This window comes from Streptomyces doebereineriae (assembly GCF_031845645.1).
Lineage (GTDB): Bacteria > Actinomycetota > Actinomycetes > Streptomycetales > Streptomycetaceae > Streptomyces > Streptomyces canus.
Genome location: NZ_JAVREZ010000007.1, coordinates 77,472 through 99,906, shown reverse-complemented (window position 1 = coordinate 99,906; position 22,435 = coordinate 77,472). Strand labels below are relative to the sequence as shown.

The 22,435-nt window shown below is 70.3% G+C and carries 16 protein-coding genes; 11 read left to right on the top strand and 5 right to left on the bottom strand.

Annotated elements, in window-relative coordinates; genetic code table 11:
* Window positions 1-27: 27 nt before the first annotated feature.
* From RNB18_RS21470 to RNB18_RS21460, 3 genes are all read right to left on the bottom strand, one after another.
* Window positions 28-207, bottom strand: a complete 180-nt coding sequence (locus tag RNB18_RS21470) for an MbtH family protein (protein ID WP_311715716.1) — start codon at window positions 205-207, stop codon at window positions 28-30.
* Window positions 208-1,334: 1,127 nt separating this feature from the next.
* On the bottom strand, window positions 1,335-2,621 hold the full coding sequence (locus RNB18_RS21465; protein ID WP_311715715.1) for an MFS transporter: 1,287 nt from the start codon (window positions 2,619-2,621) through the stop codon (window positions 1,335-1,337).
* Between the two features lie 8 nt (window positions 2,622-2,629).
* Window positions 2,630-3,379 carry a 2OG-Fe dioxygenase family protein gene (locus RNB18_RS21460; protein WP_311715714.1) on the bottom strand — a complete coding sequence of 250 codons (750 nt, stop codon included), beginning with the start codon at window positions 3,377-3,379 and terminating at the stop codon, window positions 2,630-2,632.
* 308 nt (window positions 3,380-3,687) lie between these two features.
* Here RNB18_RS21460 and RNB18_RS21455 point away from each other — a divergent pair, with 308 nt between their 5' ends.
* From RNB18_RS21455 to fusA, 9 genes are all read left to right on the top strand, one after another.
* On the top strand, window positions 3,688-6,747 hold the full coding sequence (locus tag RNB18_RS21455; RefSeq protein WP_311715713.1) for a condensation domain-containing protein: 3,060 nt from the start codon (window positions 3,688-3,690) through the stop codon (window positions 6,745-6,747).
* Window positions 6,748-7,324: 577 nt separating this feature from the next.
* A complete protein-coding gene (locus tag RNB18_RS21450; protein ID WP_311715711.1) occupies window positions 7,325-8,734 on the top strand; it encodes a condensation domain-containing protein in 1,410 nt (469 codons plus the stop codon).
* A 146-nt stretch (window positions 8,735-8,880) separates the two neighbouring features.
* Entirely contained in the window at window positions 8,881-9,468 is a 588-nt protein-coding gene (locus RNB18_RS21445; protein WP_311715710.1) for a cysteine hydrolase family protein, read from the top strand.
* 80 nt (window positions 9,469-9,548) lie between these two features.
* On the top strand, window positions 9,549-10,580 hold the full coding sequence (hypE, locus tag RNB18_RS21440) for a hydrogenase expression/formation protein HypE (RefSeq protein ID WP_311715709.1): 1,032 nt from the start codon (window positions 9,549-9,551) through the stop codon (window positions 10,578-10,580).
* 12 nt (window positions 10,581-10,592) lie between these two features.
* Window positions 10,593-12,989, top strand: a complete 2,397-nt coding sequence (gene hypF / locus RNB18_RS21435; protein ID WP_311715708.1) for a carbamoyltransferase HypF — start codon at window positions 10,593-10,595, stop codon at window positions 12,987-12,989.
* Between the two features lie 27 nt (window positions 12,990-13,016).
* Entirely contained in the window at window positions 13,017-14,357 is a 1,341-nt protein-coding gene (locus RNB18_RS21430) for a PLP-dependent aminotransferase family protein (protein WP_311715707.1), read from the top strand.
* Window positions 14,354-15,082: a gamma-glutamyl-gamma-aminobutyrate hydrolase family protein gene (locus tag RNB18_RS21425; protein WP_311715706.1), complete on the top strand. Its 729-nt coding sequence runs from the start codon at window positions 14,354-14,356 to the stop codon at window positions 15,080-15,082. Before RNB18_RS21430 ends, RNB18_RS21425 begins: the two co-directional genes overlap by 4 nt.
* Before the next feature lie 172 nt (window positions 15,083-15,254).
* On the top strand, window positions 15,255-16,367 hold the full coding sequence (locus RNB18_RS21420) for a serine hydrolase domain-containing protein (protein WP_311715705.1): 1,113 nt from the start codon (window positions 15,255-15,257) through the stop codon (window positions 16,365-16,367).
* Between the two features lie 301 nt (window positions 16,368-16,668).
* Entirely contained in the window at window positions 16,669-18,705 is a 2,037-nt protein-coding gene (fusA, locus tag RNB18_RS21415) for an elongation factor G (RefSeq protein ID WP_311715704.1), read from the top strand.
* Between the two features lie 181 nt (window positions 18,706-18,886).
* Here fusA and RNB18_RS21410 read toward each other — a convergent pair whose 3' ends face one another.
* Entirely contained in the window at window positions 18,887-19,279 is a 393-nt protein-coding gene (locus RNB18_RS21410; RefSeq protein WP_311715703.1) for an SCO5389 family protein, read from the bottom strand.
* Window positions 19,280-19,331: 52 nt separating this feature from the next.
* Window positions 19,332-20,288 (bottom strand): ATP-binding protein, encoded by a 957-nt coding sequence (locus RNB18_RS21405; RefSeq protein WP_311715702.1) that lies wholly within the window; start codon window positions 20,286-20,288, stop codon window positions 19,332-19,334.
* A gap of 116 nt (window positions 20,289-20,404) precedes the next feature.
* On the opposite strand from RNB18_RS21405, the gene RNB18_RS21400 reads away from it, so the two are divergent.
* A complete protein-coding gene (locus RNB18_RS21400; RefSeq protein WP_311715701.1) occupies window positions 20,405-20,941 on the top strand; it encodes a GNAT family N-acetyltransferase in 537 nt (178 codons plus the stop codon).
* A 7-nt stretch (window positions 20,942-20,948) separates the two neighbouring features.
* The gene (locus RNB18_RS21395) at window positions 20,949-22,433 is read left to right on the top strand and encodes an ABC transporter substrate-binding protein (protein ID WP_311715700.1); all 1,485 of its coding nucleotides are present in this window, start codon (window positions 20,949-20,951) and stop codon (window positions 22,431-22,433) included.
* The last annotated feature ends 2 nt before the right edge of the window (window positions 22,434-22,435 follow it).

Genomic DNA, 22,435 nt, shown 5'->3' with positions numbered 1-22,435 from the left:
TGCAGGCGACCGCCCCTCCGACCGGACTCAGCGGGCGCTCAAGGGACGCATGTCCGTCCAGACGTCGTCGATGTGGGCGAGGCAGTTCTCCTTGGAACCGGCGAAGCCCTCAATGCGCCAGCCGATCGGCAACTCGCGGTCGGTGCGCCAGATCGAGTACTGCTCTTCGACGTTGACGACGACCGCGTAGTCCTGGGTCTCCTGCATGGTGATCCTCTCTGTTGGACAGGGGGGAGGCGCCGTGCGGCACCGGTACGAGGGGACGGAGGTGGCTGGTCTCGTTTTCGTCCGGGCCGGCGGTGAGCAGTTCCGCGAGGCCGCACACGGGGCCACGTCGCCGCCGGGAAGGCGGTTCCCGCGGTTGACATGCGGGGCGTCCAGCAGGCTGGATGCGCGGACAGCTGCCCGGCGGGGAGCGCTCACTGCTTCGGGACAGCGCGCAGGGTCCACTTCCCGCAGGAACAGGTGTGCCTCCGTCGGACGGCAGCGAGATGCGGAGGGGACACAAGTTGCCCTCGCGCTGGTGGTGAGCGCATCAGCGTACCGCAAGGTGATCTCGTGCTGACCGGGGTTGCACTCGCTCTCGGCCGCCTCCGCCTGAAGGCCGGCGCCGACCACGGGGGCGCGGATGCGGCGCATCAGCGGCTCGGTGTGCGAGGTGCCGAGAAGTGTAATGCCGACCTGGTTCGTCGTCGCCGGGCGCAGCTCCGGTACTGGACGAACTCCGGCTCCGTGCCGGCCGTTGCCCGCCGTCCCCGCGCGGGGTCGGCTGGGGCCGGTTCGGCGCCCGGCAGCCGCGGAGCCGTGCGCGCAGTCGTGAGATCGGGCGACAGCCGGAAGTCGCCGTATCCCCGCTTCCAGGACGACACGGCGTAACCGTTTACGGGGTCCGTCAGCAGGAAACCGGCGTCGGTGAAGGCGAGGTCCACGGTGTCGACCGTCCCTGGCGCCACCGGGATCCGGGCCTGCAACGGAGACCGTGTCCCTCGGGTCAGCCTTGGCGGTCAGGGCGTGTCCGGAGCAGGGCACCGCCCAGGCGACGGTCTCGGACCGGGGGGCGTTTTCCAAGGAGACCCGCTCGCCCCCGGCGCGGGCGTCGGCCCGGTCGTGCGTGCAGCACCCGGCGGTTCCGAATCTGACGCCGTGACCGGGCGCCGGCTTCATGTCGAGCGGGTTCAACTCCCGCACGAGACAGTCACGGACGCGGGCCAGGATGCCCGAGTCGACCGGGGCGACGAGCGGCTGGGGCGCGCGATGCGCGATGGTGCGTTCGATCGGGTGGACGCAGGCTGCGGGTCCGGGCCGACGAGGGGCGAGCAGAAGTGCACCAACGCTCACGACGAGGTCGTTTCTGCTGGGGAGAGTCCGGTGTCCGGGCCACCGGAGCCGGGTTCCTGGGGCGTTTCCGGCAGGGCATTGATGGTTCGTCCGGGGAGGAGGAACAGCGCTGCGACAGCGCAGAAGGCGAGCAGTACGGCCGCCGCGAAGAAGGGAGCGCGCAGCCCGAACCGCCCCGCGAGCAGGCCGCCACCGAGTCCGCCGAGTGGCGAGAGTCCGTTGACCACGAGACGGTAGGCGCCGTTGACACGGCCGAACCGGTCCGGCGGGATGAGTACCTGCCGGAGGGTGGTGGTGATGACGTTGACCAGCGCGACACTCGCGCCCACGAATGCGAAGGCGACCGCGGCGACCAGCGCATCGGTGGCGAGCCCGCTGACGGTGAAGGCGAACGGGCAGATCGCCAGGGCGAGATGGAGGATCCGGCCGCGTCCGAGTGCTGTGATGAGGTACTCCGCCGCGAGCAGACCGAGGAGGCCACCACCGGCGATCACGAGAAGAAGCAGGCCGTAGGCCGTCGTGCTGACGTGGAGGATGTGCAGGGCGTACAGCACCGCGATGCCGATGACGGCGAGCACGGCCGAGTTGAGCGCACCCACCACGAGGCAGACGGTGCGCAGCAGACGGTGGCGCCACAGCCAGGAGATGCCCTCGGCGGTCTGGGTCCCGAGGGCCCGCAGGGTGAGAGGAACCCCTGGAGCGGTCGCGGCCTCGGGCCGGGCGGCGAAGATCAGCACCGTGGAAACGGCGAAGCAGAAGGCCGCCAGGCCGAAGGGAAGAAGCTGGGCGACGACGAACAGCGCGGTGCCGATCGGCGCGCCGAGGAACTCCATGGTGATCAGCCGTCCGGTCAGCAGCTTGCTGTTGGCCGAGTCGAGGCTGCGCGCGCCGGCCACATCGGGTACCACGGCCTGCGACAGGTTGTCGGCCATCGTCTCGATCGAGCTCAGCAGGAAGGCCGTGACGACGAGTACGGCGATGCCCACCCGGTCCGTGAGGATCGCCAAGAAGAAACAGCCGAGGACGGCCGACCGCGCGGCGTCGCAGACCCACAGCATCCGCCAGCGGTCCACCAGGTCGATGAGGGTTCCGCTGAACGGCCCGACCAGAACCCAGGGCAGCTGGCCCGCGACCGTCACCAGTGACACCTGGAACGGGTCCCTGGTCAGGGTCGCCGCGAACACCGACAGCGCGATGAGCCGGACTCCGTCCCCGAGGCCGGAGACGGTGGTGGCGGTCCAGAGCTGCCAGAAGCCCTTGCCGAAGCGGCGACGGTCGGCCATCAACGGGCTCACAACCGGTCGAAATCGACGATCAATACGTCCCGGTAGGCGGGCAGGGCAGCGTCGACCGGTCGTACCGGGGTGACGTCGTGCAGCACGGCGCGGTCATCGACCAGCAGTTGGTCACCGGGCTCGGTCAGAGTGGCAGTGAGCAGCTGCTTGCCCGCCGGGGAGTAGAGCGAGCTCTCGCCGCCCGCTACGTTTGTCCGGTTGACGAGCAGCGACGTGACGAAGGCGGAGCCGTCCCGGTGGCGCCCCTGCGGGGCGGGCCGTCCGGTCTCGGCGGAGCTGGTGACGATGCGGAACGGGTGGAGTTTGACGTCCCAGTCGGTGTTCCCCTCGACGGCGGAGAAGATCTCACCGAGCGCCAGCACGACGGAACGGGTCAGCGGGTCGGCGAGGAACTCGTCGGTCAGGGGGTCGAAGTGGCGCTCGATCCCGCCGTTCAGCGGGTTGATGTCACTTTCCTGCCGGTAGGGTCGGTGCGGCAGCGCGGTGAGCTCGGTGACAGCGGCGTCGAGCCGGAAGTGCCCGTATCGGCGGTAGCGGTAGGTGCCGCCGTCCCGCATATAGGTGTCCACGGTCAAGTCGTCCCAGTGCTCGGCGAACCGGTCCCAGTCCTGCGGTGACGCCCCGATGAGCTCGGACTGCTCGGCCGCGGGCTGCAAGTACCCGCCCCAGGAGGACAGGTTCCGAACCGCGGCGGACTTCGCCGGGTGAGTGAGGTCCGGGTGCGCTGCGCTGGTCGGCTCGGACACCTCGGTGCCCCCTTTCTGTACGGCACAGGGGAAGGAGGCTGATCCTGGCAACGCGGGGGCCCCGGCAGGAGTCGGGGGAATACCCCACGTCGCTCCCTGCCGGCCCCGTGCGGGTCGGGTAGGGGAGTCCCCCGACTACCGGGCGCGGGCGACCCGATGGACCATCCTTTGCAGGCCATGGCGTCTGCTGAGGGACCGCCGCACCGCGCGAGCACCGGTGGGCTCCCAGGAGATCCCACGAGCCGTTCATCTGCCCGGGACGGGCGCCGGCCCCGTACGGCTGGCGCGAGCGAGGAGGACGTACGCCGATGACCGAGGAATCCCTGGTGGTCGACACGTCGTTCGCCCAGCAGAGCCTGTGGCTGCAGAACGAGATCGACCCCGGTCAGTCCGCGTACAACGTCACGGCGGCGGTGCGGCTGCGGGGTTCTTTGGATGTCCGGGTGCTCGAACGTGCCCTCAACACGGTCGTGGAACGCCACGAGGCTCTGCGTACCGTCTTCGACCTCGACGAGGGGGAGCCCGTCCAGGTGATCGGGCCGATGCCAGCGCTCACGGTACCGGTGGTCGACACCACTCCTGGGGAGTTCGAAGAGGTGGCCCGTGCGGAACTCGCGGCCCCCTTCGACCTGCGCGAGGGGCCCCTGGTCCGGCTCCGCCTGCTGCGCCTGGGGGAGCAGGACCATGTAGCGGTCCTGGTGATGCACCACATCGTCACCGACGGCGCCTCCTCGGCCATCCTCTTCCAGGAGCTGACGGCCGCCTACCAGGCCCACTTGGCGGGACAGTGGCCAATGCTCCCCGAACTGCCCATCCAGTACGCGGACTTCTCGGTCTGGCAGCGCGACCACCTGGCCGGGGAGCGGTTGCAGAGCCTGACCGAGCACTGGTCCGAGGCGCTGGCCGGAGCCCTGCCACCCGAGCTGCCGACCGACCGGCCGCGCCCGGCCGGCCCTTCCGGCCGCGGCGGAGCGCACCACTTCACCCTCCCGGCTCCTCTCGTGACCCGGATCGAGGCCCTCGCCCGCCGACGGAACGCGACGCCGTTCATGGTGCTGCTCGCGGCGTTCAACGTGCTCCTCGCTCGCTACAGCGGGCAGGACGACATCACGGTGACCGCCCCGATGTCCGGGCGCACTCGTCCCGAACTGGAAGGCCTCATCGGCTACTTCGTCAACCCCCTGCTTCTGCGCACCGATCTGACCGGTGATCCGGACTTCCTTGAACTGCTCGACCGGGTGCGCACCGCCTGCCTCAGCGCCTTCCGAAACCAGGAACTGCCCTTCGAGCAGGCGGTGGACCTGGTGCGCCGACAGAGCCCGTCCGGCCGACAGCCCCGGGCTCAGGTGATGATGGTGCTCCAGGCGAAGGCGCCCGTACGTTGGGAGGCGGCCGGTCTGGACTTCGAGATGGTGCACATCGACACCGGCACCACCAAGGCGGACCTGATCCTGGACATACGGCCGGGCGACTCCGGCCACCATGTCGTACTGCAGTACAGCACCGATCTGTTCGAGACGGGCACGGCCGAGCGCATCGGCGCCCACTTCGTCTCCGTACTCGAAGGCATCGCCGAACGGCCGGACCGTGCCGTGTCGGAGTTGGCGCTGCTCTCCGTCGACGAGCGGGACGCTCTGCTGAGCGAGTGGAACAGCCCGGCGTCCGATCCGGTGGCCGGACAGGTGCACCGGGCCGTCGCCGAGTGGACGGCCCGGACACCCGGTGCGCCGGCCGTGACGGCGGGAGACGGAAGTCTCGACTACCGCGGACTCGACCGGCGCTCCACCGAACTGGCGCTCCAACTGCGCCGGTCCGGTGTGCGGAACGGCACCCCGGTGGCCCTGTCGATGCAGCCGTCCTGCGCCCTCGCCGTCGCGGCGCTCGCCACGCTCAAGGCGGGTGGCTGCTGCTTCCCGGTGGACCCCGCGCTGCCCGAGGACCTGGTCCGGCGGCTGGTGGCCGAGTCTGGTGCCGTGCTCGTCCTCACCGAGTCGGGGATGCGGTCCACGGACGAGGCCGGGGACGCAGACGGGGACGCGGCAGAGGCGGAGGACACGACAGGCCCGCACGACATCGCCGTGCTCTCCTGGACGGCCTCCCGGGAGGGCTGCTTCGTGACGGCGGGCCTGACGCACGGCGCCGTGCTGACCGGAGCCCGGGACACCGCGCGGTTCCTTTCCCTCGTCCCCGGTGACCACTGGCTCTGCCCGGCTCCGCAACCGGAACAGATGCTCCGGCAGATGTTCCCCGTGCTGCTCCACGGTGCGAAGCTCGTCCTCTCCGGCGCAGCCGAGGAAGCGGTGTCCGGTGCCTCCGTGCTGTCCCTGGCGGGACTGCAGCCCGAGGACTTCCCCGGCGTGGCGGGCACGATCACCCGGGTCGTCGTGGGCGACACCCCGGAGTCCGTCCGCCGGGCCCACGAGCTCATCGTCGGAGGCCCGGCCCGGCTGGTCCAGCTCCTGAGCCTGCCCGAGACGGCCGGCCCGCTCCTGGGACGAGAGCTCCCTCCCGCCACGGTCACGGCGGCCGGGCGGCGGATGCCAGGCCACGAGCTCTACGTCCTGGACGACCGGCTGGAACCGGTGCCCCTCGGGGTGACGGGTGAGCTGTACGTCGGAGGCCTCTCGCTCGGCCCGGGTTTCCGGGGGCGGCCCGGACTGACCGCCGTGCAACTGGTCCCGGACCCGCACGGATCCCGGCCCGGCGCCCGGCTGCTCGGCACAGGAGATCGGGCACGCAGACTGCCCGACGGCACGGTGGAACTGCTCGGCCGCACGGACGGACCGCAGCTGGTGGACGGTCTCCGGTGGGATCTGCGGGAGACGGAGCGCATCCTCGCCGTCCTGCCCGGCGTCGAGGCATGCACGGTGCTGTTTCGGCCCACCGCGTCGGGTACCTCGCTTCCGACGGCGTACGTGGTCCCCGCCCGGGGAGCGCACGTCGACGCCCCCGCTCTGCTCGATCGCCTGGCCAAGAGCCTCCCCGCCATGTGGCTGCCGTCGGGTGTGGTCGGGGTCGACGAGATTCCCCGTACCGCGTCCGGGGACATCGACGTGGCCGCCCTTCCGCTGCCGGGGGAGGCGTCGGTCGACGGCGACGGCGGGTACACCGCTCCCCGTACGCCGCTCGAGGAAGAGGTCGCCCGCATCTGGCAGGAGCTCCTCGAAGTCGAATGCGTCGGCGTGAGCGACAACTTCTTCGAACTCGGAGGCCACTCGCTGATGGCTGTGCAGCTCGCGGTCCGGCTGCGCGAGGACTTCGGGATCGACATCGTGCTCCGGGAGCTTTACGACGACTTCACGGTGGCAGAGGTCGCTTGGAAGGTCCTGCAACGCCTGGTGGAGGCAGAAGCCGGCGCCGAGGCCTGAACCGGCACCGGTCCGACCGCAACCGGACCTGAGGCGATTCCCGCCCGGGGACCGTGTTGCCGTTCCCACCGACCGATCCCGGAGGCGACATCCGGCCGCGAGGCCGCCGAGTGGTGGGGCGGCGGGCCGACCGCGCCGGCAACGACGCGGGCGTGCAGCCCACGCGGGCCCCTGCCCGGGATGCCTGCGGCCCACTGGCGGGGGGCGTGGAGCAGGGGGCGGCGGAAGCAGTCCATTGCCGTACTGGACGCGGACCTGCGGGACGAGGAGGGGTGCCACCGGCTCCGGCCACTCGAAGGCGCCCTCAGGGCCCGGCGACCCGCTCTGCAGAGGGACCAGGACTTCCTCGACCCGGGTGGTGACTCACGGACGGTCCCGCGGATCTCCCCTGCCCTGGGGTGCCTCGGAACGACGACGAGCGTCCGGGACACTCACCGGCTCGGCACTGCCGGGATGGTCGCCGTCCAGGCCGGCGGTGAGAAGTGGGCGGCTGACCGGTGAGGACACCAGGGAAAGCCCCGACTGCCGGACGCCACCGACGGTCTGGTCGCCTTTGACCGATGAAGGAGGCGACCAGATGACCGGAACACACCTGTCCAAGACGGATCTCGCCGCCAGGCGGCGGCTGGAGGAATCCCTGCTGCGCGCTCGCCGTTCCAGGCGGACCGAGTCGCCCGCACCCGCCGCCGACCGGCAAGCGGGCCCCACCGAGCTCCGGTTCCGGGCCTCGGTGGCGCAGGAGGGCATGTGGCACTCCCTCCGGGGAGGGCCGGGGTCCACCCCGGCCCTCATCGCAGGCGGTCTACGACTGACCGGGCCGCTGGACACCGCGGCGCTGGAAGAGGCCTGGAACGACGTGGTGGCCCGACACGACAATCTGCGCAGCGTCCTGAGGATGGAGGACGGGTGCCTCACCCAGGTGATCGCACCTTCCGTACGTCTGACCGTGCCCGTCGTCGAGCTGGCTCCCGGCGGACTGGGGCACTTCACTCACCAGGAGGTGGATCAGTCGTTCGACCTCGCGGTCGGACCGCTCGCCCGGCTACGGCTGCTCAGGGTCGCGCCGGACGAGCACATCGCCTTCCTGATCATGCATCACATCATCGGTGACGGCCGGTCCGTGGAAGTCATGGTCCGCGACCTGGGCGCCTGCTACCTCGCCCGCACCACCAAGACCGAACCGGCGCTGCCTCCGCTGCCGCTGCGCTACGGGGACTTCGCCGCCGCCCACCGTTCCCTGGTCGAGGGTCCGCGCGGGGCCGAGGTCAACGCGTACTGGGTGGCGCGGCTGCAGGGTGCCGCCCCCGTCGAACTGCCCACGGACCTGACACCTCCCGCCGAACCGACGCCATACGGCGCACTGCGCGAACTCGCGGTCCCGCCCGAGGTCTTCGAGCGGCTGACCCAGCTGGCGCGCAGAGCCCGTACCACCATCTACACACTTGGCCTCGCCGCCTTTCAGGTGACCCTCGCCCGCGCCTCCGGACAGCGCGACATCTGTGTGCGCGCGCCCATCTCCTACCGGGACGGCACCGAGGTGCAGGACCTGGTCGCAGACTTCTCCAACGACGTGGTCGTCAGAACGGACCTCTCCGCCAACCCCACCTTCGACGAGCTCATCGCCAAGGTCGGCGCGGAGACCAACCGCGACTTCATGTACCACGACGTGCCGGCGCACCTCCTGGAGCCGCACCTCGGCGACCAGGGACTGCTGGACCGCCTCTTCCACGTGCAATTCACCGCGGAGAGCGAGTTCGACGTGGCTGCCGCGCTGGGCGCGCTGCGCGTCGAGCGGGTGATCCCGCCGATGCCCTACGTCTCGCGTCCGCTGAGCCTCAGGCTGCGCCACGACGAGAACAGTGCACGCAGCCTCGCCATCTACAGCACCGACGTGTTTTCCGAGAACCGCGTGGTGCAGCTCGTGGAGGACTTCCACGCGGTACTCACCGAGATGACGCTGCACGGCGATCGCCACGTTCTCGGCTGACCGCGAACCGCAGTCCGCACCAGGGTCGGCAGCAGCCGGTCAGGAGATCCCCCGACTACCGGGTCGGCCCTCTTGAGGGGGATCTTCGGATCACGATGAGTCGCGGATCGTGAGCCGCACTTCCCGAAGCCGAGGAGTAGCCAGGGATGAGCAAGATTGCAGTACTCACCAACGACCTGCAGCACGACCTGGTCAACAAGAACCAGGAGCGCATCGACGCGGTGGACAAGTCCACGCCGGTCTTCTCCCAGTTCCTGAACGACATCCGCGAGCGCGGCCACCATGTGCTCCACCTGCAGCTGATCAACCTCGAGGACGACCCGGTCGCCGAGCGCTACGAGGGAGGCCACCTTCCGGTCCAGAAGGGCACGAAGGGCGCCGAGATCCTTCCGGTCTTTCTCCACGAGTCCGACATTCTCGTGGAGAAGAACAAGGACAGCGGCTTCTACGAGACCGACCTGCACGACCGCCTGCAGAACCTCGGCGTCGAGACGGTCATCGTGACCGGCATGCAGAGCCAGATCTGCGTCCAGACCACGGCCGCCGACGCGTTCTTCCGCGGCTACAACGTCTGGGTCCCCAGCGACTGCGTCGTCTCGGCCCGCGACCACGACAGGATCCGTGCCCTGGAGTGGCTGGAAGGCTACTGCGCCACGGTGCAGACCTCCTCCGAGATCATCGGCCTGCTCGACGAGACGGGAGAGCTGCCCCGCAAGGTGTTCCTCACTCCCTGACCGCTCACCCAGCGGGCACCGGGTCGGCGGGCCGATGTCCCCCCGACGCATCCCAGCCTCCGAACCGAGAGGGAGCACCGTTGCAGACAGCCACGGAATCCTTTCTGGACCAGCAGATCGTCCTTGACCACGGCACCGGCGCCCGGCTCAGCCGGGAACTCGTCGCATTCATGGTGGGTGTGCTGGGAGACGTCTACATAGGCGAGATGGAGGACAGCGCGATGCTGCCGGTTCCGGCCGGCAATATCGCGATGACCACCGACTCCTTCGTCGTCGACCCGCCCTTCTTCGGCAACGGCGACATCGGCAAGATCGCCGTCTGCGGTACGGTCAACGACCTCGCCGTGGTGGGAGCCGAGCCGCGGTACCTCACCCTGGCGATGATCCTTGAGACCGGTTTCCCGATCCGCCGGCTCCACCAGGCGCTGGTCTCGCTGCGCGAGACCGCGATCGAGGCCGGAGTGAAGATCGTCGCCGGTGACACCAAGGTCGTCGGACCCGGCGAGGCGGACGGCATCTTCCTCAACACCACCGGTATCGGTGTCTTCCACCGTCCACCGAAGCGCATGACCGACGTTCGCCCCGGAGACAAGATCGTCCTCAGTGGCCCCATCGGCAACCACACCGTCCATCTCCTCTCCGTCCGCGAGGGGCTGGGCTTCGAGAAGCACGTGCTCAGCGACTGCGCACCGCTCAACGGCCTGATCGACTCGGTCAACGAGGCGGTTGCCGAGGATGCCGTGCGCTCCATGCGCGACGTCACTCGCGGCGGCCTCTCCGCCGTTCTTCATGAGTACTCCGCGGCTCTCGGGCACGCGGTGCGCATCGAGGAGGAGGCCCTGCCGATCGACTTCGAGACGCGGATGGCCTCGGACATGCTCGGCATCAACCCGATCAACGCCGCGAACGAGGGCTGCCTCGCCCTGTTCGTCGAGCCGGACGCGGTCGAGGCCGTCCTGAAGGCGCTGCGTACCCACCCCTACGGCCGGAAGGCCACGGTGATCGGCGAGATCACCGACCGGCCCGAGAAGGCGGTCGAGATGGTCGGCAAGGACGGCAGGGTCAGCGAGATCGAAGAGCTGCAGGGCGCGGAACTGCCGCGACTCTGCTGATCGGAGCGAATCGTGCAGCGGATCACTACGACAGGTGACAGCCCCGCGACCGGGCCGACGGACGTTGCGTCGACCGGACAGTGGGTTGTCCGGGTCTGCGGTGTGGTGCAGGGGGTGGGCTACCGTCCCTTTGTCTACACCCTGGCGAAGTCCCTGGGGCTCACCGGCTGGGTGCTCAACGACCCCCAGGGTGTGCTCGCCGAAGTACGCGGCCCGATACCGCAGTTGTCGGCGTTCACCACAGCCCTGCGCGATGACGCTCCGCTGCTCTCACGAGTCGACGAGGTGCGGGTCGAGTCCCGCACCTCCGTCCCGTTCGACGCCCCTGACGGCTTCGAGATCCGGCAGAGCGCCAAGAGCGGCCGCTCCGACACGATCGTGGCTCCCGACTCGCACGTCTGCGGCGACTGTCTGCAGGAGATCCGTGACCCGAGTGACCGGCGCTACCGCTACCCCTTCACCAACTGCACCCATTGCGGACCCCGCTACTCCATCGTCAAGGGACTTCCCTACGACCGCGAGCAGACGACCATGGCGTCGTTCACCATGTGCGACGAGTGCCGCAGGGAGTACGAGGACCCGGGTGACCGCAGGTACCACGCGCAGCCCAACGCCTGCCCGTCGTGCGGGCCCCGACTGACCCTGTCCGGACCTCGGGGACCGCTCGCCGAGGCCGACGATGCCCTGCGGGGGAGCACCGACGCGCTGACTGCCGGGAAGATCGTCGCCGTGAAGAGCGTCGGCGGCTTCCACCTGGTCGTCAACGCCCGGGACGCGGACGCCGTCGCCCGGCTGCGTACCCGCAAGAAGCGCGACTCCAAACCCTTCGCCCTCATGGTGGCCGATCTCGCCGCCGCGGCGGCGGTCGCCGAGTGCGGTGCCGCCGAGGCGGAACTGCTGGAGTCCCCGGCCCGCCCGATCGTGCTGCTGCGCAAGAGGCCGGGCGGGTTGCTCCCGGAGGAGATCGCCCCGCGCAACCCGAGCCTGGGCATCATGATTCCCTCGGCGCCGCTGCACCATCTGCTGCTCGATCGTCCCGGGCTCGACGTCCTGGTGACGACCAGCGGCAACCTGTCCGGCTATCCCATCTCGTACCGCAACGAGGACGCTCTCCTCCGGCTCTTCGAGGTGGCGGACCTGGTCCTGCACCACGACCGCGACATCCATGTCCGCGTGGACGACTCGGTGGTCCGTTGCTCCGAGCATCCCCAGCTCGCCGAACCACTGGTCACCTTTCTGCGTCGCTCCCGCGGATACGCCCCGTATCCCGTCGAGGTCGACAGGATGCCCGAGCCCGTACTGGCGTTCGGTGCCGAGCTGAAGACCACGGTGGCCCTCGGCACCGGCTCCAAGGTCTACGTCAGTCAGCACATCGGCGACCTCAAGAACAGCGAGACCTTCGCCTCCCACAAGCAGACCGCCGCCCACCTCTCCGAACTGTACGAACTCGAGCCCCGGCACGTGGCCGTCGACATGCACCCTTCGTTCCGCTCTCACGTACTGGCCGACGACGAACGCTTCGAGGCCGTCGTGGAGGTCCAGCACCACCATGCGCACATGGCGTCGTGCATGGCGGAGAACCGGATGACCGGCACCACTCTCGGCGTCGTCTTCGACGGTGCAGGCTATGGCCTGGATGGCACCATCTGGGGCGGAGAGTTCCTGCTCGGCACCTTCGAGGACACCGACCGGGTCGCGCACCTGCGTCCCATTCCCCTGATCGGCGGAGACAAAGCGGTACACGAGCCCATCCGGACCGGTTTCGCACTCGCTCTCGAAGCCCTTGGCGCACCCGACGCCGCTCTGGCGGCCTTCCCCGCACTGCGGATCCTCAGCGACCAGGAGCGGCTCGTCTACGACACCATGGTGCGACGCGGCGTGAACGCTCCGGCCGTCTCCAGCATGGGCCGGCTCTTCGACGGCATCGCGGCGCTGCTCGATGTCTGCTCGTACGCCGAGTACGAGGCCCAGGGCCCGATCGAGCTGGAGGGACTGCTCGGCCGAGACCTCGCACCCGCCGACCGGCCCTACCGCTTCGGCACCACGGTGCCCACGGACGGCGGCCCCAGGGTGATCGACCCGAATCCCCTGATCAGACAGATCGCAGCAGACCTGGCCGCGGGCACCGGTACCGCGACGATCAGCCGCCGCTTCCACTGGGCGGTGGTGGCCATGGTCGTCGAGCGCTGCAAGGAACTGCGTACCCTGCACGCAGTGGACCAGGTCGTCCTCTCCGGCGGTGTTTTCCTCAACGAGTTCCTGCTCGTCAACTGCCTTGTGGAGCTGCGGAATGCGGGCTTCGACGCCCGGTCGCACCGACTGGTCCCCACCAATGACGGCGGCATCGCCCTCGGCCAGGTGATGGTGGCCGGAGCCCGGCTCCGCACGATGTCCCGCGTCTCCGAGTGAACCACCTCAGAAAGGGAGTCACCAACCATGAATGCCACCGTGACGCTGGCGGATGTCGTACGGCTCCTCGCGGAGAACGAGGGTGAGGCCCGGCGAGGCCTGAGCATGGTGCCGTCGGAGAACGCCATGTCAGGGATATCGAAGCTCCCCATGTTGCTCGACCCGTACCACCGCTACTTCTTCAACGAGTCGGACCACCCCGATCGCTGGCACTTCCGCGGCGCGCAGAAACTGCGCGACCTGGAGATGAATCTCACCGTGCCGCTCCTGCGCGAACTGGGGCGCGCCGAACACGTCTCGGTACGGCCCCTCAGCGGTCTCAGTGCGATGACGCTGGTGCTCGCCGCGCTCGGCGGTGAGAACGGCTCCACGGTCGTCACCATCGCCCCGGAGAACGGCGGACACTTCGCCACCCCGAGCGTCGCACGCCGGCTGGGCCTGGAGGTCGAGTTCCTGCGCGGAACCGGGCCCCACGAACTGGACCTCGACCACGCAGCCGAGTTGGTTGCCCGGGTCCGTCCCTCGCTGGTCTACGTCGATCAGTCGCACTGCCTCTTCCCGATCGACGTGGCGAGCCTGGTGACCACCGTCCGGGCGGCGTCCCCGGGCACGCTCGTGCACGTCGATGCGAGCCACTGGTTCGGGCTCGTGCTCGGCGGCGCATTCCGCAACCCGCTGGACGAGGGCGCCGACAGCGTGAGCGGCTCGACCCACAAGACGTTCCCCGGCCCCCAGAAGGCCGTGGTGCTGACGCGCGACGCCGGAATCGACCAGCGTGTGCGGGACACCCAGGACTACCTGATCAGTAGCCACCACTTCGCCTCCACCATCGGCCTGGGCATAGCGTTGCTGGAGTTCCGCGACTGCGGTGGAGCCGAGTACGCCCGGGCAGTCGTCGCCCACACCCGGCGGTTCGGCCGGCTGCTCGATGAACGCGGGATCACCGTTGCCGCCAAGGAACGCGGCTACTCGGCCGGTCACCAGCTGTGGCTGGACACCGAAGCCGACGGCATCGCCCCGAAGGTCGCCAGCGACCGGCTGTTCGCCGCGGGCCTGCGGGTCAACTTCATGGCGGGCCTCCCCGGATTCCCGGGACAGGGTGTCCGCATCGGCCTGAACGAGCCCACCTACCAGGGCCTGGCCGGGGACGACCTGGTCGAACTCGCGGATGTCTTCGCCGCGGCCGTGCACGACACCAGCCCCTCGGAGGACCTCGCAGGACGGATCGCGGCACTGCGTCTTCGCACGCGCTTCGGTGCGGCCGTCGGCAGCACCTCGCCGCTCTTGGAGAACGCCCTCGCACTCTGCGCGGACGCCCTGCGCACGAACCCCTTGGTCTCCCGGTCCGCCCAGGTCATCGCCTCGTGAGCCGCCCCGTCATCGGAGTCGCGGCCTATCTGGAGCAGGCGCGCTGGAACATCTGGGACGCTCGTGCCGCGGTGATCCACGAGAGCTACGTGCGCGGCATCAGCGCGAACGGAGGTCGTGCGGTGGTCCTGCCGCCGGATGACGTCGACGCTGAGGTTCTGGACCGGCTCGACGGTCTCCTGCTGCCGGGTGGCGTGGACATCGACCCCGCCCTGTCCGGCCAGGCCCGGCATCGGGAGACGGACCGTGCCCAGCCGCTGCGTGACGCCGGGGAGCGGTTGCTGCTGCGCGGCGCGCTGCAACGAGACCTGCCGGTCCTCGGCGTCTGCCGCGGACTGCAATTGCTGGCCCTGGAGTACGGCGGCACCCTGCACCAGCACCTTCCCGAGGTGCTCGGGCACACCGGGCACTGTCCCGCGGAGGGCGTATTCGGTGAACACGGGCTGGAGTTCGTCCCCGGCAGCGTCATGGCCGAGGTGTACGGGCCCCGTACACGGGTCAACTCGCACCATCACCAGGGGATCGACGACCCCGGCGGTCTCCGGGTGACCGGCCGCAGTGACGACGGCCTCGCCGAGGCCGCCGAGGACCCCGCCCGGCGGTTCGTCGTCGGTGTCCAATGGCATCCCGAAGTCTCCGGTGACGATGCCCTGTTCGCTCGCTTCATCACGGCCTGCGCCAGCCGCACCGGGCCCCTCCGGCCGCCCGCCGTACCGGCACTGTGAACGGAGACCGGTGACGGGAGTCGCCCGACGCCGGAGCCCCGGGACACCGCCCGCCGGACATCGCGAACCCGCCGCGGAACACGCGCAGAGGCGGGACGCGGCGAGCGTGGCCTCCTTCACCGGCCGGTATTTCGGTTGACCGGACCGGTGCGGAGCGGGCTCAATACCCGGCATGGCCGACATCCAGGGCACGTACGACGATCTGTTCTCCGCGGTCCCCAACAAGCTGGCAGCGCTGCTGGAGGAGGGGGATCTCGGAGGATCCGTGGCCGTCTTCGTGGGCGGTGAACCGGTGGTGGACGTCTGGGCCGGTTACGCCGACGCCGACCGAACGGCCCTGTGGGAGCGGGACACGATCACCAACGTCTTCTCCACGACCAAGACGATGACGGCACTGTGCGCGCTGGTCCTCGCCGACCGCGGCGAGCTCGATCTGGACGCCCCGGTCGCCCGGTACTGGCCGGAGTTCGCCGCCGCCGGCAAGGAGAAGGTGCTGGTACGGCATCTGCTCTCGCACACCGCGGGACTGCCCCACTGGGAGGGCCCGGTCGAGGAGCTCTACGACTGGACCTCCGCCACCGCCCGGCTCGCCGCCCAGCCGCTGCTCTGGGAGCCCGGCACCGCGGCCGGCTACCACTCGCTCACCCAGGGCTTCCTGGTCGGCGAGGTCCTGCGCCGGATCACCGGCCGCACCGTGGGTGAGTTCCTCGCCGTGGAGGTGACCGGCCCCCTCGACGCAGACTTTCACATCGGACTCTCCGCCGAACACGATCACCGCGTCGCCCTCACGGTCCCGCCGCCCGGCAGGGACGAGGACTACACCGCGGGCGCCGCCACCCCCGGCCCCGACGCGACCCCCTCCACCGGGACCGCCCTCCGTGTCCGGGACGGCAACAGCGTGGCGTGGCGGCGCGCTCAGATCCCCGCGGCCAGCGGCTTCGGCAACGCCCGCTCCATCGCGCTCGTGCAGTCCGCGCTCGCGTGCGAAGGCACAGTCCGGGGCGTACGGCTGCTGTCGGCCGCCGGCGCCCGGCGGGCCCGGGAGGAGCAGTTCGCCGGCGAGGACCGGGTGATCGGCATGACACAGCGGTACGGCCTGGGCTACGGCCTCTTCGGCAACACCTTCGGCTGGGGCGGCTGGGGCGGTTCCCTCGTCATGATCGACCCCGACGCCCGCATGGTGGTGGCGTACGCGACGAACCAGATGCGTGAACCCGCCGAGGACACCCGGGGGTTGGACCTCGTCATGTCCGCCTACGACGGTCTCCAGGGGCTGGGCCGCTGACCGCGGAAAACCCCGTGCGCCGACGCAGCCGACTCCCTACACTCGCCATGACCAGGGAAGACGAGTGAGGGGAGTACGGCCATGTGCGTGCGCACAGCTGTCGCCGTCCCCCGGACGTCGTACGACGTGATCCTCGTGTCCCCGACCCTCCGGTGCCCGCTGCGCGGCCGGCACCGGATGCCCGTGACGACTGTCTGAACGGTCGAGTACCGCCGTAGCACGCATATGTGACGTGCCGTCATGTCGTCGTACGGGCCCATTGCGCAGCCCTGTCATCACTGCATCCGAAAGGCCATGGGCCGTGCGCACCAACAACCCCAACCCGCTCGCCGTCGTCCGCAACCTCGGCATCCTCGCCCACGTCGACGCCGGCAAGACCACCGTCACCGAGCGGATCCTGTTCGCCACCGGAACCACGCACAAGCGCGGGGAGGTCCACGACGGCACCACCGTCACCGACTTCGACCCGCAGGAGCGGGACCGCGGGATCACCATCTTCGCGGCGGCCGTGAGCTGCGCGTGGGACGGGCACCGCCTCAACCTGATCGACACCCCGGGTCACGTCGACTTCGCCGACGAGGTGGAGCGTTCGCTGAGGGTGCTCGACGGGGCGGTCGCGGTGTTCGACGCGGTCGCGGGCGTGGAGCCGCAGAGCGAGTCGGTGTGGCGGCAGGCGGACCGGCACGGCGTGCCCAGGATCGCGTTCGTCAACAAACTGGACCGCGCGGGCGCCGACCTGGACACGGCCGTCGAGTCGATCCGGCAGCGGTTGCACCCGGCCCCGCTGGTCGTGCAGTTGCCCATCGGCAGTGAGGACGGCTTCACCGGAGTCGTCGATCTGCTGAGGATGCGGGCGCTGACCTGGGTGGACGACACCACCGCCGGCGACGAGGGGCCCGTGCCGGACGGTCTGCGTGAGGAAGCCCTACGGCGACGTCGACTGCTGGAGGAAGCGGTCGCCGAACGCCACCCGGCTGCCCTGGAGGAGTTCTGCGACCGGGAGACCCTCTCCGCCGGCACTCTCACCGCCGCCCTGCGGGACCTCACCCTCAGCGGCGACGGCGTGGTCGTCCTGTGCGGCTCGGCCTACCGCAACCGCGGCATCGAACCGCTGCTGGACGCCGTCGTGGCGTATCTGCCGTCGCCGCTCGACGTGCCTGCCGTACGCGGTGAGAACGGCGAGGTGCGGCCCTGCGACCCGGCGGCGCCCTTCGCGGGCCTGGCGTTCAAGGTGAACGCCACCCCGACGGGGCGGCTGACGTACGTACGCGTGTACTCGGGAACGATCGAGAAGGGAGCCACCGTGTGGGACGCGGGCGCGCGGCGCACCGAGCGTGTCGGACGGATCCTGCGCGTACAGGCCGACCGGCACGCCCAGTTGGAACGGGCGGTCGCCGGCGACATCGTCGCCGTCGTCGGGCTGAAGTCGGCCCGCGCCGGCTCGACCCTGTGTGCCCCGGACGCCCCGCTCGTGCTCGAACCGCCCGGCGTGGCGGAGCCGGTCGTGTCGGTGGCGGTCGAGGCGGAGCGGTCCGTCGACACCGACCGGTTGGCCTCGGCGCTCGCCCGACTGACCGAGGAGGACCCGTCGCTCGTCGTCCGCACGGACGCCGAGACCGGTCAGACCCTGCTCTCGGGCATGGGTGAACTGCATCTGGAGGTCGCTGTGGAGAAGGCGCGGCGCGAGCACGGCCTGACGCTCAACGTCGGCCGCCCGAGGGTGAGTTATCGCGAGACGGTCGGACGCGGGGTGTCCGGGCTGGTCTTCCGGCACGTCAAACAGGACGGCGGGGCGGGGCAGTTCGCGCATGTCGTGCTCGACGTGGAGCCGTCGGCGGAGGGGTTCGAGTTCCGCTCGGCCGTCGTCGGCGGGCGCGTCCCGCAGGAGTACGTCCGCGCGGTCGAGGCCGGCTGCCGGGACGCCCTGGCCGAGGGTCCTCTCGGCGGGCACCCGGTGACCGGGCTGCGCGTCACGCTCACCGATGGTTCGACCCATGTGAAGGACTCCTCGGACACGGCCTTCCGCACGGCGGGCCGGTTCGGCCTCCGGGAGGCGCTGCGTGCTTGCGCGATGGTCCTCCTGGAACCGGTCGTGGAGGTCACGGTCACCGTCCCCGAGGACGCCGTCGGCGCCGTGCTCGGCGACCTCGCCGCACGCCGCGGCCGGGTCTCGGGCTCGGTCACGCGCGGCGGTTCGGCGATCGTCACGGCGACCGTGCCGCTTGCCGAACTCTTCGGCTACGCGACGAGGTTGCGCAGCCGGACCCAGGGCCGCGGCACCTTCACGGCCCGGCCGACGGGCTATGCACCGGCGCCGGCGGTGACAACGGCACGGTGACGGCCGGGACGGAAGTCCCGTGACCGCGGGCTGGGCTCCTGCGGGGTCGTAGGTCCGCCAGGCATCGGCGATCCACGCGAGACCGGCAGGCATTGCGGTTCGTTCCTTCCGTGCACGACGTGGGGTCGGTGGGGCGCAGCGAGAACCAGTGCTGTGCCCCACCGACCGACGACCGGGGGGCTCAGCAGTCCCTGAACTCCGGCGACTGATTCAGCACCTGTGACCGTACCGACGTGAAGCGGGCGTACGTCTCACCCGTGACCGATTCCGGGCGGAAGGCTGCCACCCGGTGGCAGTTCTGGAAGGCCAGGGCCACGCCGAAGTGGCGTTCCAGGCTGCCGCGGATGGCGTCGCTGGCGAGGGCGCGCAGGAGCTGGCCGCGTTCCCGCTCGGACGGGGGAGGGGTCTGGTTGTCGGTGAACTCGGCGATTCCGCCCTTGAGTTGTGTGGAGAGGGAGGCGATCAGGTCGTAGGCGTAGGGGAGGGACGTGCGGACCGTGTCCACGAAGTCCTCCTCGCGGATGTGGCCCTGTTCGGCTTCGGCGAGGAGCTTCGGGGAGACGTCGAGAGACATGTGAGGGGGGTTCCTGTCCTGTTGTCGTGAACTGAAAGGAGGGGGTCAGGGGTCAGCCGAGGGAGGTCGGGCCCGGTACGAAGTCCGGGTCCACCTGGGCCGTCAGATCGAGGCCGGTCGCCTCGTTCGCCCAGGAGCGGGCGTTGCGCAGATGGAACTCGACCGCGTGGCGGTGGAGCGCCGACCAGTCGCGGGGGTGGGAGTCGACGGCCTCGCGCAGAATCGTCAGGGCGTGCCGGTTGTGAGGTTCCAGCGACTCCAAGTCGCCTTCTGCGCGGCCCTGTTCGGACGCGCGTACCCAGGGTGACTGGACCAGGTGGGTCAACAGGTCCTCGCCGACGTGTTCCTTGAGGAAGAGCAGGTCGTCCTCGCCGGTCACCTTGTTGCCGATCACGGCGATCCGGATCCCGAACTCCCGTGCGTGGTCCCGGTACTGGCGGTAGACCGAGACGCCCTTGCGGGTGGGTTCCGCCACCAGGAAGGTCACGTCGAAGCGGGTGAACAGGCCCGAGGCGAACGCGTCCGCGCCGGCCGTCATGTCGACGACGACGTACTCGCCGGGTCCGTCGACCAGGTGGTTGAGGTACAGCTCCACGCCGCCCAGCTTGGAGTGGTAGCACGCCACGCCGAGATCGCTCTCGTCGAACTCGCCCGTCACCATCAGCGGCACGTCACCCACCCGCCGGACGTGTCTGGCGTGCAGTTCGTCATCGCCCAGCAGCCGAAGCAGACGTGAGCCGCGGCCCGGCGGGGTCGTCTTGATCATCGCCTCGCGGGAGGCGATGCGCGGGTTGCTGCCCCGCAGGAAGTCCTTGATGTCGGCCACGTGCGCGCCCAGCGGAGGGCCACCCAGGTCGTCGCCGTCGTGGCCCAGCGCCTCGGCGAGATGCTGGTTGATGTCACCGTCCACGGCCAGCACCGGTGCTCCGGAGCGGGCCAGATGACGGGAGAAGAGCGCCGACAGGGTGGTCTTGCCGCTGCCGCCCTTGCCGACGAACGCGATGCGCACTACCGCTCCACCTTTTTGAAAATGGATGTCATGTTGGTAGGTTCTATGGCGTCCATTCGATCACTGTCAAATCGCCCCGCGATCAAGGCGGAAGGCTTAATGCATATGATGTGCAAGTGCGTGACTACAGCATCAGGGCCGCGAGCCCGGACGACCTCGAAGGTGCGCGAGCCGTGATGCTCGACACCGTCTACCGCGATTTCAGAACCGGGTACGTGCCCCGCTGGCACGGCGACGTCATCGACCCGGCCGCCGCCTATCTCGTCCCGGCCCGCCACACCCTCCTCGTCGCCCTCGACCCGGAGGACGGAACCGTCGTGGCCACCGCCGCCCTCGACTCCCGCGGCCCCGCCCACCCGCCGAACCCGCGCGAGCTGGCCGAGCGCTACCCCTCCGGCGAGACCGCCCAGCTGCGCCGGATCTACGTCCGCCCCGAGCACCGCAGGCGCGGCCTCGCCCGCCGCCTGGTCGACGAACTGCTCGCCTTCGCGGCCGCGGACGGCGGCTACCTCTCCGTCTACCTGCACACCGACCCCGCGGTCCCGGGCGCCGAACCCTTCTGGCGCACGATCGGCAAGGTCGTGCACGACGAACGCGAGACCACGGGCGGCGCGAGCAGCGTCGTCCACTTCGAGATACCGATGGGGCGATAGGACAACCATGCGACGCCGTCACCTACTTGGCTCCCTGCTGCTCACCCCCGTCCTCACCGCCTGCTTCGCCTCCGGAGGCTCCGAAGGCAGCGACCCCGGAGGCGACGCCGACGGCTCCCGCCTCCGCGTCGCCCTCGCCTTCCCGCCCGCCGAGAACCTCTCTCCGTACGGTGCCGACGCCACCCTTCTCAGCCGCCTCGGCGTCACCGAGGGCCTGACCGCCCTCGACGCCAACGGCGCCGCCGCTCCCGCGCTCGCCGAGTCCTGGCGCCGCGAGAACGACCGCACCTGGCTGTTCACCCTGCGCGAGGCCACCTTCCAGGACGGTTCAGAGGTCACCCCGGCCGCGGTCGCCGCCGCCCTCACCCACGCCACCGAGGCCAAGCCCGCCCCGGCAGCCCTCTCCGGCGTCACCCTCACGGCCAAGGCGCAGCGCGCCGCCGTACGGATCACCACCACGAACCCCGACCCCGTACTGCCCCTGCGCCTGTCCAGTCCCAGCCTCGCCGTGCTCTCCCCGAAGGCCTACAAGGACGGCGCCGACCCGGTCGGCACCGCGACCGGACCCTTCGAGCTCACCAAGGTCAACGGCTCCACCTCCGCCGCCCTCGACCGCTTCGACGACTACTGGGGCGGCCGCGCCCAGGCCTCCGGCATCGACGCCCGCTTCATCGCCGACGGCACCGCCCGCGCAAACGCCGTGCGCACCGGCCAGGTCGACATCGCCGAGTCGATCCCCGTCGCCCAGGCCGCCACCCTCGACCAGGCCACCCTCAAGGAGACCGCGACCACCCGCACCACGAGCCTGCAACTCAACACCCGGTCCGGCCCGTTCAAGGATCCGAAGCTGCGCGCCGCCGCCCGCGAGGCGGTCGACAGCTCCGCCGTCGTCAAGGGCGTCTTCGAGGGGTACGCCGATCCCGGCGCCGGCATCTACGGACCGGCCGTGACCTGGGCCGAGGGCAAGCGCGTACAGCCCACCGGACGCGCGAGCGCCGCCAAGCCGAACGGCACCGCCGTCACCATCGCCACCTACGACAACCGGCCCGAACTCCCCGAGGTCGCCCAGGTCCTCCAACAGCAGCTCCAGAAGGCCGGGTTCAAGGTCACCCTGGAGGTGCGCGAGTACTCACGGCTCGAAAGCGACGCGCTCGACGGGAAGTTCGACGCGTTCATCGGCGCCCGCAACAGCCTCGTCGACACCGGCGACCCCGTCGGCGTCCTCGCGAGCGACTACACCTGCGACGGCGGCTACAACCTCGCCCGGCTGTGCGACAAGAGGGTTGACCGGGCGGTCGCCGAGGCCGACGCCGTGGCCGACACCGACGAGCGGCAGGGCGCGGCCATGCGCGCCGAAGCGGCGATCCTCGGCACGGACGCCGTGGTCCCGCTGGCCCACCAAGGGATCATCGTCGGCGTCGCCACCGACGTGCGGGGCGTGCTCCTCGACCCGTATGAGCGGACCCTGGTCGGCACCGGAACGCGACGCTGATC